This window comes from Rhizobium sp. BR 249, from assembly GCF_047445895.1.
GTDB lineage: Bacteria > Pseudomonadota > Alphaproteobacteria > Rhizobiales > Rhizobiaceae > Rhizobium.
This window is the reverse complement of sequence record NZ_JARWKX010000012.1, coordinates 121,868-136,245: the sequence shown is the minus strand read 5'-3', so window position 1 is coordinate 136,245 and position 14,378 is coordinate 121,868. Positions and strand designations below refer to the sequence as shown.

Sequence of the window (14,378 nt, the reverse complement as noted above, 5' to 3'; positions counted from 1 at the left end):
AATCCGAACCTGCCCGCCGCGGCCAGAACCGATCTCATCGGCCGCGTTATCTCAAATCCCCGAACCGTCGAGCTGCGGTCCGTCATCGCCCTCCCAGGGAGAGGGGATCGCGCTGCGCCCGAGATTGGCCGAGGGCATCGGCATCCAGCACTTCAACTCCGGCTCGGCATATTCGATGATGTGGCCGGGCGAGGAATCCGAGGCGCGCCAGCCTTCCCCACCGAACTGATCGCCATTCGACCAATAGGCGAGATCAACCTCCGCCGGCCCCTGTTCGGACGGGCGGATCGTGACGAGAATCCGGCTGCCGTCTTTCGGAGCACTTGCCATGTGGCGCCAGCGATCTGGTTCGTCCATTGTTTCCTCCTGCCTTGCTGCAGGTCGAGTGTCGCCTTGCCAAAGGGAAGGGTCAATTGAAAGTTTGCGGGACCTATTGTCTGTCGATCCTTAACTCGTGACGCGTGCGACCGTTCCTCGCCGGCGCGAACTATCCGCGCTTTGAATGCCGGCTACAACGTGCGCGTTCGCCCGAACGACCGCAGCAAAAGGTTGAGAGAGACGGCGACTTTGTCGATGTCGCGAATGTCCTGCGAATATTGACCGGTGTAGAGTTTCACGATCATGCTGTCGCGCGCAGCGCCACTGAGTTCGAAATAGAGGTGCAGGTAGTAAGCTTGCTTGTCACCGGTACGGCTTATGCTCCTTCGTCGTTGAGTGACGTGTCTGAGCTCTGCCTGGAACGGGGCGAAGCCGGGGAGTTTCAGCATGACCGATTTGGATTGAAATCGGGCCATGTTGGGGACGGCGACGACCGCCTTATCAAGCGCCAGACTGACGACCTGGCCGGGCACATCGTCGACGGTGGCGGCTTCATCGAGTTTGAATGCATGAAACAGGCGCCGAGGCTTCTCAAAGCAGATCAGCGACGCGATGAGCAGGACGATGATATTGATCCCCGACCAGAAGGCGGCGACCGGCGAAAACTGACCTTGTGTGTGCGCCGTTTCCGGCACGATATTGACCAGCAGGCCAACGACAGTGATCGTGATCAGGCCGGCGATCCAGGCAAAACTGTAGCGGTCGAACTGGTTCGCCTCGTTGCCGCTGCCCTTCGGCGTCACCCTGAACGGTTTGCCGAATGGTCTCACCAGGCTGGAGATCACGGTCGGCAACATACGGAATGCCGCAAAAGTCCCGACTGCGCTCGAGATCACAGGCAGATAACGCGTCGGGGTGATCCACAGCATCAGGAGAAAATACGCCGCCAGCAGCGGCACCTGATGCGACACGTAATCAGCTATGGACGTGAAATGGAGCGGCAGCAGGCCGAGCCAGAGATAGACGATCGGGACGAGCAATATCGTGAGACGGACCAGATATTGCACCAGCCATGATATCGGCAGAAACATGATCCGCTGAAACAGCGTCAATCCGGGGCCGCGCAGCGGGCCATTGTACAGGTACAGGGTTTGAATACCGCCCTGGCACCACCGTTCGCGCTGTACGAAATAACCGGTCAGGTTTTCGGCGGCCAATCCCATCGACAGCCGCTCGTTCAGATAGCGCGTCTTGTAGCCTTTGTTGAGCATGGAAAGCGTTGTCAGCAGGTCTTCGGTGATCGACTCCGTCGGAAACCCGCCGATGGCGTCGATCGCCTCGCGGCGCGCAACCGAGCATGATCCGCAGCAGAAACTGACGTCCCAGCTGTCTCGGCTGGGGGCGATCTCGTCGAAGAACAGGCGCTGCTCGTCCGGCCAGATATTCTCGAGGCCGAGGTTCGATTGCACCGGATCGGCATTGAAGAAATGTTGCGGCGTCTGGACGATGCCGACGCTTTCGTCGCTGAAGAAAGGCAGCGTCCGGCGCAGGAAATGTCGATAGGGAACAAAGTCCGCGTCGAAGACCGCGATAAACTCGCCCGAACTGACCTTGAGCCCATTGTTCATATTGCCCGCTTTGGCGTGGCTGTTGTCGCCGCGCGTGACATGGATGGCGTTTTTCTCCTCGCAATAGGCCTTGAGCCAGTCTCGGCGCTGGTCGTCGAGCACATACACGTTCAGTTTGTCGGCAGGATAATCCAGCGCGCGCGCGCCGATGATGGTTCGCTCGAGCACGTCGAGCGGCTCGTTATAGGTCGGAATGAAAACATCGACAGTCGGCAGTTCGCGCTCGTCGCGCGCAAAGAAAACGCCGGCCAGCCTGTCCGCTTCCGCACTCCGGTCGACGTAGCGGCTCATCAATATCAGAAAGAGGACCACTTCGACGCAAGCCAGAATCTCGACCACGAAGAGGATCCAGACCCAATAGAAATTCAGGCCGTCGTTGGGATAGGGAAGCACGGTCTCCGTCAGGCGCCACAACATGTAGCGCAATACAGTTGCCGCCACGAACGCGCAGGTCACCGCCCGCGTCCAGGTGCGATGGCGCGACCAATTGAAAGGCCCCAGGAAAAAGAAAGCCAGTACGAAAAAGGTGGGAACCAGCGCTAGAAGATACTGAACCACAGCTTTTTGACCCAATTTGACACGTCGATGCGGTGTTTGGAAAACCGTACCTGCACGCTGCGTCCCACTTGGCAAAAGTTCGCGAAATCGTCGTTCATGAAGGAAGGATCGAGGCGGACCCGAATACGGGCGTTACGCTGTGTCGATGGCGGCAGACTGGCGGCAAAGGAATCGGTCTCGACAGCCGCCGAGCTGCCTCTGACCGAAATGACCGTACCCTTGAAGACATCGCTGCGGCCGAACAAGCGCACCTGCGCGGCAAGTCCCGGATAGATCTGGTCATAATCGACCTCGGGAACAAGGATATCGACAAACAGCTCTCGACAGTCGAGGAGGCGCATCAACTCGTTGTTGAGCACGACGTTCGAACCGTCGACGATGCTCCTGCTCCAGACAACGCCGTCGAACGGTGCTATTGCGGTCGCGGATTCAAGGCTGCTGACGCGGTTTTTCTCTTCGGTGAGCTGTTTTTGCGCTTCGGCGGCGCGTGTCTCATTTTCCGCGATGCGCGAGTTCAGGTCGTTGATGTGAACGATGACCTCGTCCTCGCGCTGTCGCGAATAGGGCACATCATTCTGTCCGTCGCCGAAGACAAAGATGCCTTGGCGGACCGCATTGAGCCTTTGTTGCAATTGATCGACGGTCAAATTGCTGATTTCGACCTCGCCGCCGGTCGCCGCACCGGCGGCGCGCGCGGCCTCGACCAGCTTCTGCGTCAGAATGCCCTTTGACTCGAGCGCCATCCGGCGGTTCAGGTCGACCTGCGCGACCAGATCCTGAGCCTGCGACACCTCGACTTTCTTCCGCAGGATTTCGACTTCGCGTTCAAGATTGGCGATGGTGGTCTGCCGGTAGACTTCCAATCTGGCGGACAGTTCCTCGCGAAGCTGAGAGAGCTCGTCCCGTTCCTTTTTCAGCGCCGCGACGCGGTCGAGCGCCGTGTTGCGATCTGCTTCGAGCGAAGCGAGGATCGCGCGATTGACGCGAGGATTTCTGATCTCTGCGAGAGACTGTCCCCCTTTGGCCGGGCTGCCTACCTTGAGGGGCTCTTCCGCGATCGTGCCGTCGATCGGTGCATTGACGATAGCGAAACGCGCGTTGACCGTGCCGTCAAGGCTCGTAAACCCGGTGATCGCCGGCAATGAGACGACAGTGATGAGCACCAGCAGCAGCAGGCCGACAGTGATGCGTGTGATGCGATGGTTCCAGATCATGGCGTCATCCGAAGGTATCGCTTCAGCATCCATCGACCTATCGATCTAGTACAATGGATACAACTAAATCTTGCATAAGCTAACGCAAAGAAACGCAATAGACAAGTGATGGTCGTAAATGTTCGGCAGGCAGGGTGGCGGGACGAGATGGTGGGATTGGCCGCATCCGCCAGCCGGCCGAAGATATTCTCATGGAGGTCAGGACATCGCCGACAAAACACGTAACGACGATATCTTTACAGAGCTTGTAAAGATATCGTCGTTACGCTATATCTGCTCCAGATAGGAGTTCCCATGCCCACCTCGCACACCAACAAAAGTCCGGACACAAGCGTGCCGCTGAATATGCGCATCAAGCCTGCGACCCGCAACTTGATCGATCGCGCCGCCGAGTTGCTGGGCAAGACCCGCACGGATTTTATGCTGGAGGCTTCCGAGCGCCGCGCCGAGGAAGTGCTGCTCGACCGTACCATATTCACGGTCAGCCCCGAAATCCATGCCGAATACCTTGCCCGCCTGGATGCGCCCGCACAGCCGAATGCGCGCCTGAAACGGACCATGTCGACCAAAGCGCCATGGGATGAGGCGTGACCCTCAGCCCGCCGACACCCCTGGCCGACCATCACGAACTGGCCGAATTCAGTTCCGGCGTGCCTGAACTGGATAATTGGCTGCGTCGCCGCGCCCGCGCCAATCAGGCAGGCGGCGCATCGCGTACCTTCGTCGTGTGCGAGGGAAACAAAGTCATTGCCTATTATGCGCTAGCTTCAGGCGCGGTAAAGCAGCCGGAAGCGCCCGGCCGTTTTCGGCGTAACATGCCCGATCCGATTCCGGTTGCCGTGCTTGGCCGTCTCGCCATCGATCAGTCTTACCAGGGACGCGGTATCGGCAGAGCATTGGTGCGCGATTCGGGCTTGCGCCTGCTCAATGCCGCAGACATCCTCGGAATCCGCGGCCTGCTGGTGCATGCGATTTCCGACGACGCCCGCGCTTTCTATGAGGCGGTCGGCTTCCTGTCCTCGCCATCCGACCCGATGATGCTGATGGTTGGGTTGCATGATCTCAATAGCGCGCTGCGCTGACACTCGTTGCGGGCAATTCGTGCACTTCTCCAACGGCCAGGGGATATGTATCAGCGAGGTATCCGGTGCCGCCAGCGCGTGCGAATTTGCTGCTCCAGGAATTTTCGGACGTCGGCGCCGTCTCGTTGACAGTTCCGAAATCACCGGAGGCGCCTTTGCTTGCCGGCGCCTTGCTCATCGGATTTTTGTGCCGTGTCATGCCACGGCAACCAGAAGGGGTTAGGTCTCGAGCTGGAGGAAACGCCGGTGCGCCAGATGGCAGCCTCGCTAAGGCTTGAAAATTTCGGAAAATTCTACTAAAATAGCACCAGAAACAATAACTTAACTAGGTTTACGACCATGTCCCCCAAGAGAGATAAGAAAACAAAATTGACAGCCGCAAAGAAAAGTCGACGCCTTGCTTTTTTCCCTCTTCGTTTCCTCGCGAGCAAGCTCGCGAGGTCGTCCCTCAGCCTGATCGGGAGCGGAAAGCGCTCTATGAAGCAGATCAGTAGCACAGCGTTAACACGCTTTCCGCTCCCGATCAGGCTGATCGCGGAATAGCATATTTCTGCTGATTCGTCAAGAGGTTAGGCGGATCGGTGTCGTCAATCCCACAATATTCTGCATTAGATTCCGCTCATCTCATCCGCACTCACGTCGGCGCTGCCGCGGTCAGGCGGCTACTTCGTATGTGTCGACGAGTGTTTTGGCGATATTGGCGGCTTTCCGTGCTACGCATCGGATATGGGATTCGGGGTTTTCATTCACCGCTCAGATTCGATCTACGACGACAGCCCGGCAGAACAATATCAGTTCCCGCGCCAGTATCTCGGTCGCGTGCAAGCCTGCCTCGGAGACTGGATCGTTTATTACGAGCCGCGCAAGGTTGCGGCAACCCGCGGCTATTTTGCCATCGCCAAGGTAGCTCAGGTCATTCCGGATCCGAAGGCGCTCGGCATGTATGTGGCACTCATCGAGCCGGGCAGCTACCTCGATTTCATCAATGCCGTTCCGTTCAGTGGGCCGCACGGTGTCATTGAGCGAGGCGTGCTGAATGAGGAGGGGCGGATTTCCGGCAGAGCACAGGCCGCAGTGCGCCCGATATCGGCGGCGGATTTCAATCGCATCGTGTCGATTGGCCTGGACGAACACGAGCCTGAACTGCCTCGATTGGATGAGCCGGGAGCAGCGCTCCCTGCCGATGGGTTTGAAGAAGGAGCTCAGGCGCCGTTCCTATTTGAGCACGAGCGCGACCGAGTCATGCAGCTCTCGTCTCGGATCGTTCGCAATCGGCTGTTTCGCCGGCTCGTTCTGCAGGCCTATGACAAACGCTGCGCAATCACCGGCTTGAAGCTCATCAATGGCGGCGGCCGTGCGGAAGTCGATGCCGCACATATCCGCCCCGTGGAGGCAAACGGACCCGACATCCTCACCAACGGCATTGCTCTGTCCGGCACCGCGCACTGGATGTTCGACCGAGGGCTGATCGGGCTCTCGGATGAGCTCCATATTCTGATCTCGCGGCAAGCCAACGATCCGGAGAGCATTCGAGGACTAATCAACAAGACTGGAAGAGCAATTGTGCCTTCAAAGCCGTTCGAGCGGCCGCATCCCCATTTTCTCCGGTGGCACCGTGAAAATTGCTTCAAGCACTAGGTAGATGCGCTGCAGCGTCAACGACACCGCTCTCCAATGCATTAAGACATCGTATCGATGTAAATCACGTTTCGGAAATCCTGCTGAAGGTGCGCGATCACGCTGGGGTTGCCACAGCAATGATGTTGAGCGGTCGTCCCGCGTTTCGGCTAATCTACGAAGCTCGCCAATATAAAATTGGCGCCGTGCCTTTTTGCCAGAGCGATGGCGCTACACCGCGTTCAGTTCGAGTCGTCTGAAGAGAAGATCTGGGAAGTGATGAGAAGGTCGGTGTGCTCAAGCTCTCACGCAAAATAGCGGTCGATAGTTCCTATCCTTTCAACTGCTACATTTTGCGTTCGAAAACCATCACCCGGTCAGTATCAATTAGTCTGGCGACGAAAGGTCGGCGAGGCCGCGAAGCAACTACGTCGCGTGCTTTGATATTTAAGTTATCGAGCTGTCTCAAATCCTCCTCGTTGTCTGTAAATGGCATAATACGCTCTCTACTCATTGCGTAGGCCTCCGATCCACACGCTTCCTGAGCGCAAAGCATCACATCCGAAATATATGGAACGATTGAAACATAAACGGATAGGCATCGAGCAAATGCGGATCGAGCTTCAGCCGCTGCAGGTGGGCGGCGACCTTCTCGAAGAAGATAGCTTTGCTGACCTTCATGTGGCGGAAGGCGAAATCGGTGAAGGAGTGGCGAATCCGGCGCACCGGATTGAGCACGTTCATCGAGCCCTGCATGATATAGGAGAGATGCTTCCAGCGCAGCGCCATGCGCTCATCCGGCGTCATGGCGTAGATATCCTGGGTGCCGCCGCCGAAATGGAATTTGACGTTGCCCGAGACGACCCTGAGCGGCGGGCGGATGGCGCCGGCGATTGTTTTGATCAGCGTCGTCTTGCCGCTGCTCGATTCACCGGCAACGCCATAGACCTCGCCGCGGCCGATCGTCAGGCTGATATCGTCGACGGCGCGCACTTCGCGATCGACGCCGTAGAGGAAGGCGCGGTAATAGGCTTTCAGGTTCTGGATTTCGACCAAATTCTCCATGCTAACTTCCCATCCGGTTCAGCCGGCTGCGCGGATCATTGTATTCGTTCATCGACATGGAGAGCAGGAAGAGCGCCAGGAAGAGAATGACGATGGCCGCGACGGGGGCGGCCACCCACCACCATGTTCCCGAAATCAGCGCCGAATGCGCATTGGCCCAGTAGATCATCATGCCCATGGTCGGCGTCTCGATATCGGTGAAACCGAGCACCGAGAGGGTGATCTCCATGCCGATCGACCAGATCATGTTGTTCATCGTGGTGGCGAAGACGATCGGCAGCACATAGGGCAGGTGCTCCTCCACCAGGATCTTGCGCGTCGTCATGCCGGAATAGACGCTCTGGGTGGTGAAGGGCCTGGTCTTCAGGCCGATCGCCACCGAGCGGATCAGGCGCGCATCATAGGACCAGCCGAGCGAGGCCATGATGACGATCAGCACGGTCCAGGTCATGCTGTCCTTCAGCACGAAATAGAACAGGATCAGCAGCGGAAATTGCGGGATGACCATGACGCTGTCGTTGATCGCCATCAGCACCCGGTCGACCGCGCCGCCGGCATAACCGGCGAGAAGGCCGACGACCAGCGAGATGATGCGCGAGAGAAAGGCGACGCCGATGCCGAAGAACAGCGTGTTGCGCAGCGCCGTCGTCAACTGCCAGAAAACGTCCTGGCCGCGTGAGGTCGTGCCGAGCCAATATTCGCCGTCCGGCGGCATGTCGGGCGGCAGGAGATAGATGTCCGTCGCGCCGTAGGGCGAGAAATAGGACATGATGATCAGGCCGACGATGATGGCAAAGAGCAGCAGGCCGCAGAGGAATTCCAGGTTCTGGCGCGCGAGGTCGCGGACGATCGTAAACATGTTCTATTCCACCTTGATGCGCGGATCGATCAGCGGGCTCAGAATGTCGATGATGAAGACCGCGGCGGCGACGCCGACGATCGACAAGGCGCTGAGGCCGAGCACCAGGCTGTAATCGCCGGCATGCACCGCCGAGATCAAAAGGTTGCCGATGCCGGGATAACCGAAGACGATTTCGGTGATGACGGTGCCGTTGAAGATCGCGCCGAGCGACATGGCAAGCCCGGTGAATTGCGGCACCATGGCGTTGCGGGCGATATAGGAGCGGAGGATCTTTCGCTTCGGCACGCCGCCGAGCTCGGCGAAGACGACGTAATCGTCGGTGATGATGTTGGAAACGAGCGCCCGCATGCCGATCAGCCAGCTGCCGGCGCCCACAAGGATCAGCGACAGGGCGGGCAGGATCGAGTGTTCGAGGATATCGAGCACCAACGAGAAGGAGAGGTCGAGATTGGCGTTCATCTCATAGCCGCCATTGATCGGCAGCACCGGCCAGAGATAGCCGAAGACGATGAGAAGCACGAAGGCGAGGATATAATAGGGAATGGGCAGCAGCGCGATGAAGACGAGGCTGACGCCCTTCAGCACCATGTTCTTGCGGTAATAGCCGGCAAGCGCGCCGATCGCATTGCCGAGCACGAAGGTGATCAGCGTCGCGACCGTCATCAGCCCGATCGTCCAGGGGAGCGAGCGCAGGATGATGGTGGAGACGGGCGTGGGAAAGGCCGAGAGCGAGGGGCCGAGATCGCCCGTCATCAGCCGCAGCCAGAAATGCAGATATTGCTGCCAGATCGAGCCGTCGAGGCCGTAAAGCTCGCGCAGCGACTGGCGCATCAGCTCGATCGCATTCGGATCGGACTGACCCATCTGGGTGATGGCGCCTATGCTTTCTTCGACCGGATCGATCGGGGTCAGGTGGGTGACGAAGAAGGTGATCGTCACGCCGAGAAAGACGACGAGCAGAAACTGACCAAACCGCTTCAGCACAAAGATCAGATAGGACGTCATAAGGCAGTGGTTCCTCTCTGGTTCCCTTCTGGAAAGGATCGACGAGCACGGGTGGTTGGGCCCCATGCCCGTCGATAGGGGGCCGGCGCGATGGCTCACGCGCCGGCGTTGGGAGGATTATTTCGGTTGAGCCGGCTTGAGCTTGACCATCATGAGCCTGGAGTTCGCCCAGTTCGGCACCGGATCGGTATAGGGGTCCTTGATGGTGGGATAACCGGTCCAATAGGTCGTATCCATCGAGGTGAAGACGTTATAGGACATCAGCGGGATCGTCGGCATTTCGCGGGCGACGAGCTTCAGATAATCCTTGCCGAGCTCGATGCCCTTGGGATCGTCGGCGCTGATGCCGCGGATGCTCTCGATGATCTTGTCGAGCTCCGGATTGGACCAGCGCTGCCAGTTGCGCGGCGGCTGAACCTCACCCTTCTTCGCCACGAACTGGGAATGCCAGCTGTCGAGGAAGAAGGAGAGATCGGGATCGCCGCCCCAGGTCTCGACGCTCCAGGCAATCGCCACCTGGAAATCGCCGGGCTGCAACGCCACCTGCCAGAGGCTGGTGGCCGGCACCGCCTTGGCGTCGATGCCGAAGGCTGCCCACTGCTGCGCGATCAGCGTGCCGGCCCGGGTGAAGACGGAGCGTGTGTCGCCCTCCACCGTCATGCGGATCTTGAAGGGCTGTCCATCAGGGGTCAGCCATTTGCCGCCGGATTTCTTGAAGCCCGCCTTTTCCAGAAGTTCGCCGGCCGCTTTCGGGTCCGGTTTCCACCAGCCGTAGCCGAAGGCGTCGCTGATCGCCTGCGGGTCGGTCGGGATCTGGTCCTTGAACTTCGGCTGCTTGCGGAGGATATCGGCGATCTGCTGACCGATCGTCGGATCATAGGGCTTGATCTTGCTCTTGCCGGTATCGATCTCGAAATCCTTCAGCCAGTCCTGCATCGGCGCCTGATAGTCTTTCATGGCGACCGCCGTCGGCGGCACGCCGAGCGCCGAGAGCGTCGCCGCCCCGCGGTAGCTCGCCATGTCGACGGCCTTGATGTCGATCAGCAGCGCCAGCGCCCAGCGCACATCGGCATTATCGAACGGCGGATTCTGGTTGTTGAAGATGACAGCCGGCAGCGTCGGGTCCGGATGGGCGAAGGGGAAGCCCGGGAACCAGGTGTCGATGGTCTTCGACTTCTCCTTGAGGGTGAACATGCCCTCCGGCGTATTGTCGTGAATGATATCGAGATTGTGCTCGAGCTGCGCGATCGTGCGCTTATCCGGCGGGCCGGGATCGGTATAGGTCACATATTTCGGGGCCGGCTCGCCGAAGCGGGCAAGCGAGGTCCGCTGCCAGTCGTCGCGCTTCTCCCAGGTATACCATTTGCCCTGCGGATCGTAGGATTTCAGCTTATAGGCGCCGAGCGAGACGGGATTGGCGAAATCGTAGCGAAGCGGATCGGCCACCTTTTCGAACACGTGCTTGGGCATGATCCAGGCGCCGTTCCAGCGCACGGTGAAGATGGCGTGGAAGCGCGAATTCGGCTTCTTCAGCTTGAACACCACGGTCTGGGGATCGGTCGCCTCGACGCTTGCCACCTGCACCGAGAAGGCCGCACTCCAGATCATGCCGGGGTGATCCATCTGCGTCTTGACGGTATAGACGACGTCATCGGCGGTGAATTCCACGCCGTCGCTCCAGAAGAGCCCCTTGCGCAGTTTCACGGTCATCTCGGTGAAGTCGGCATTATATTGCGGCTTGTCGGCGGCGAGCGAATTGTCCCAGGCCGCGCCGCCAAGCCCTTGTTCGGGGTCGATATACCAGAGCGTATCCATGGTCAGCTGCTGCAGGCCTGTGGAAACACCGCCGCCGCCATTGACCCAGATGTTGAACCAGCCGGGATTCTTGATCGTCCCTTCCGGATTTTCGACGATGAGCGTCTCCTTGCGCGGCAAGGAGGTATAGTCATCGGCCTTGGCCGTCGCTGTCAGGCCGAGTGCGGCCAGCGCGACGCCAAATGCGAGCCTCTTCCACTGTTGCATGAACTCCTCCCTAGAAAGCGACGATATGGCGGCCGCTGAGGCACGCATGGGCACGTCGCGGTTGTCGGTTCGCAGCCACCAGGGCTTCACAAGCCCCGGCCTCAGTGAACCATCCCTCCGGCTCGCCTGCCTCCTCGCAGGGGAGCCGAATACCTCAGTCGGGCCCATTCGGCGCCCGGCGCAGCTGTCAAACGGACAGTCGAATGACGTTGTAGGACAGCGGTTTCAGCGCCGCCCGCACCCGCCCGTCCTCGATATTGGCACTCTCGACAGTGACCGGGGCGACTCTTTGCGGCCGCTGCGCCGTGTTGACGGCTTCGAGGTCGCCATGGGTCATTTCCACCTGCTCGATCAGGCGGGCGCCACCAAACCCTTCCAGCCGGACGTTGAGATCGAGCGCGCTATCCGGATGACGGTTGACGGCAAAGAAGGTCAGCGTCCTGCCATCCTCGGAATGGACGGCCGAGACATCGAGATAGGGAACCTCGTTCTCCTCGTCGCTGTCATAGGTCGGGCCGTCGACAACGAGCTGCAGCGCCGTGCCGCGGCCATATCGGGAGGCGTAGTAGAAGGGATAGTAGATCGTCTGGCGCCAGGCAGCCCCGCCGTCCTCGGTCATGATCGGGGCGATGACGTTGACGAGCTGGGCGATGCAGGCGATGCGCACGCGGTCGGAGCGGCGGATGAAGGTGTTCAGGATACCGCCGACCTGCAGCACGTCCTCGAAATTATAGACGTCTTCCAGGAGATGCGGCGCATCCGGCCATTCGTCGCGCGCCAGGATCTCCTTGTCCTGCTGGTTGGAGTGATACCAGACGTTCCATTCGTCGAAGGAAATGCCGATAGTCTTCTTCGAGCGCTTCTTCGCCTTGATGTAATCGATCACCCCGCCGATCGTGGTGATGTAGCGGTCGAGCTTGGTCGCGCGAGCGAGGTAGTTGAGCGTATTCTTCTCGCGATTGGCGAAATACATATGCAGCGAGATGTAATCGGCGCTGTCATAGCACTGCTCGAGGACTTGGGCCTCCCAATCGGGATAGGTCTTCATGTCGGAATTGGACGAGCCGCAGACCACGAGTTCGAGCGACTTGTCGAAGCCGCGCATCGCCTTCGCCGTCTCATCCGCCAGCCGGCCATATTCATAGGCCGATTTGTGGCCGACCTGCCAGGGGCCGTCCATCTCGTTGCCGAGGCACCACAATTTGACGTCGTGCGGATTGGACCAGCCGTGCTTGCGGCGCAGATCCGACCAGTAGGTGCCGCCGGGATGGTTGCAATATTCCAGGAAATTACGGGCAGCATCGAGGCCGCGCGAGCCGAGATTGACGGCGAGCATCGGCTTGGTATTGGCCTTCTTGCACCAGTCGACGAATTCGTTGACGCCGATCTGGTTGGCTTCACGGGTGCGCCAGGCCAAGTCGAGGCGAACCGGGCGTTCCGAACGCGGGCCGACGCCGTCTTCCCAATTATAGGCCGAGACGAAATTGCCGCCGGGATAACGGCAGTAGGGCGTATCGAGATCACGGACGAGATCGAGCACGTCGCGGCGGAAGCCATCCTCATCGGCCGTGGGGTGTCCGGGCTCGTAGATGCCGCCGTAGATCGCTCTGCCGAGATGCTCGAGAAATGAGCTGTAGAGCCTGGCGTCAATGGTCGCGATGCGAAAATCGCGGTGGGCAACGACATTCGTCTTCAACGGATCCTCCCGTTTATGTATCAGGAATTTTGTTTTCTTGCCCCTAACTTGATATCAGGAATGTTGGGATGTCAACCGGAGCGCGGATTTAATCATACTAATGCGACAGACGGTAAAATACATTTTATTTCAAGTGCTTAAATATGTTCCTCTATCGCCGAGGCACGAAATAAATGCGATTTCCAAATCAGGATATCCGATATTATAAAATTCAGACATGCAGCCGCATGATGATATCGCGGCCGTGATTTCCGAAGCCGCGGCCGAAGATATTGACGCCGCCGGTATGGCCGGCATTCTCGGCGATGCCGACGCGCAGCCGGATGGAGGAATGCTGGCCAAGCGCCAGATCGTTGAGCGTGACATTCGATGCGGCGACACCGTCGATGAAGGTGCCGCGCGTGGAGATGCGCCAGGTCTTCATCATCCCATATTGCGAACCTTCGAGCTTCCACCAGGCCGGCGTGAAGGCGCCGCGCTTGTCGCCGTAATCGCCCGGCGACGTCCAGGTTCCGATCGCCATGCCGTTGACCCAGAGCGTGATGTCGGAAGGCCAGTCCGGATTGGTGCCGGGCACCTCGGACGACAGCTCCAGCGAAAATTCGATGGCGCGGATATCCTTGTTCAACACCTTGGCATTATTGGGGAATTTGTACTCGACATAACCCCTGCCGAACCAGACGAGCCCGGCCTGCATGCGCTGCGGATCGAGGAAATAATCGGGCACATCGAGCGGGCCGATGACGCTCTCGCTGGAGCAGAGACCGCAGGGCGCATGCACATCGCAGCTGGTGTAGAGCCCGACCGGCATCTCGACTTCGATGATGTTGTTGGCCCGTTGCGCCGCACTTTCCTCGAAGCTGATCAGGATTTCGCTATAGGTCGCCGAGCAGATTTTCTGGTTTCCCTTGCGCGCCTTCGCCAGCCGCGAATCCACCAGACCGGCATCTTCCAGGATCTGAATACCGGTCGCGACGGTGGATTGGGGAAGGGAAAGCGCCTGCGCGATATCGTTGATATTAAGCGGCCCCTTGGCGCAGAGCAGCTTCAGAATCTCGATCCGCGCCGGCGCCGAAAGCGCCCGTATCGCATCATTATTCTCGCCGGCGGCGATCGTCAAAAACGAACGTTCCATCATTTCCCCATCATTTCCGATAGAATGATGTATATCGGAAATTATGATACGGCAAGTGGTCTGTTGCGCGCGGAAGGAGGATAGAAATTACGCCGGCTCGTTGCCGAGACGATACCTCACGGATTTCATTCCGGCTCCCTCAACGCGTTTGCGGCACTGGATACCTTCATTCTCAG

At 59.0% G+C, this 14,378-nt stretch carries 11 protein-coding genes and 1 pseudogene; 3 read left to right on the top strand and 9 right to left on the bottom strand.

What is annotated here, in order from left to right; translation table 11 throughout:
* Positions 1-51 precede the first annotated feature (51 nt).
* The 3 genes from QD408_RS13690 to QD408_RS13680 form a co-directional block, all read right to left on the bottom strand.
* On the bottom strand, positions 52-357 hold the full coding sequence (locus tag QD408_RS13690; RefSeq protein ID WP_414139666.1) for a hypothetical protein: 306 nt from the start codon (positions 355-357) through the stop codon (positions 52-54).
* A gap of 152 nt (positions 358-509) precedes the next feature.
* Positions 510-2,504 carry a glycosyltransferase gene (locus QD408_RS13685; RefSeq protein ID WP_414139689.1) on the bottom strand — a complete coding sequence of 665 codons (1,995 nt, stop codon included), beginning with the start codon at positions 2,502-2,504 and terminating at the stop codon, positions 510-512.
* Positions 2,486-3,718: an HlyD family secretion protein gene (locus QD408_RS13680; protein ID WP_414139665.1), complete on the bottom strand. Its 1,233-nt coding sequence runs from the start codon at positions 3,716-3,718 to the stop codon at positions 2,486-2,488. The genes QD408_RS13685 and QD408_RS13680 overlap by 19 nt, the downstream gene beginning before the upstream one ends.
* A gap of 294 nt (positions 3,719-4,012) precedes the next feature.
* Between QD408_RS13680 and QD408_RS13675 the strand changes: the two genes are divergently transcribed.
* The 3 genes from QD408_RS13675 to QD408_RS13665 all read left to right on the top strand — a co-directional run bounded on the left by QD408_RS13675 (position 4,013) and on the right by QD408_RS13665 (position 6,438).
* A complete protein-coding gene (locus QD408_RS13675) occupies positions 4,013-4,309 on the top strand; it encodes a DUF1778 domain-containing protein (protein ID WP_088683452.1) in 297 nt (98 codons plus the stop codon).
* Positions 4,306-4,800, top strand: coding sequence for a GNAT family N-acetyltransferase (locus tag QD408_RS13670; protein WP_414139664.1), 495 nt, complete (start codon positions 4,306-4,308; stop codon positions 4,798-4,800). The genes QD408_RS13675 and QD408_RS13670 overlap by 4 nt, the downstream gene beginning before the upstream one ends.
* Before the next feature lie 726 nt (positions 4,801-5,526).
* A complete protein-coding gene (locus tag QD408_RS13665; RefSeq protein WP_414139663.1) occupies positions 5,527-6,438 on the top strand; it encodes an HNH endonuclease in 912 nt (303 codons plus the stop codon).
* 570 nt (positions 6,439-7,008) lie between these two features.
* Here the strand turns inward: QD408_RS13665 and QD408_RS13660 are convergent.
* The 6 genes and pseudogenes from QD408_RS13660 to QD408_RS13635 all read right to left on the bottom strand — a co-directional run.
* Positions 7,009-7,482: pseudogene (locus QD408_RS13660) on the bottom strand (ATP-binding cassette domain-containing protein); the annotation flags it as partial.
* Between the two features lies 1 nt (position 7,483).
* Complete coding sequence (locus QD408_RS13655; RefSeq protein WP_414139662.1) at positions 7,484-8,341, bottom strand: ABC transporter permease; 858 nt, start codon at positions 8,339-8,341, stop codon at positions 7,484-7,486.
* Between the two features lie 3 nt (positions 8,342-8,344).
* Entirely contained in the window at positions 8,345-9,349 is a 1,005-nt protein-coding gene (locus QD408_RS13650; RefSeq protein ID WP_088683767.1) for an ABC transporter permease, read from the bottom strand.
* A gap of 117 nt (positions 9,350-9,466) precedes the next feature.
* The gene (locus QD408_RS13645; RefSeq protein WP_088683766.1) at positions 9,467-11,371 is read right to left on the bottom strand and encodes an ABC transporter substrate-binding protein; all 1,905 of its coding nucleotides are present in this window, start codon (positions 11,369-11,371) and stop codon (positions 9,467-9,469) included.
* A 187-nt stretch (positions 11,372-11,558) separates the two neighbouring features.
* Positions 11,559-13,067, bottom strand: coding sequence for an alpha-N-arabinofuranosidase (locus QD408_RS13640; protein WP_414139661.1), 1,509 nt, complete (start codon positions 13,065-13,067; stop codon positions 11,559-11,561).
* Between the two features lie 211 nt (positions 13,068-13,278).
* Positions 13,279-14,205: an ArsR/SmtB family transcription factor gene (locus QD408_RS13635; protein WP_190237487.1), complete on the bottom strand. Its 927-nt coding sequence runs from the start codon at positions 14,203-14,205 to the stop codon at positions 13,279-13,281.
* Positions 14,206-14,378: the final 173 nt, after the last annotated feature.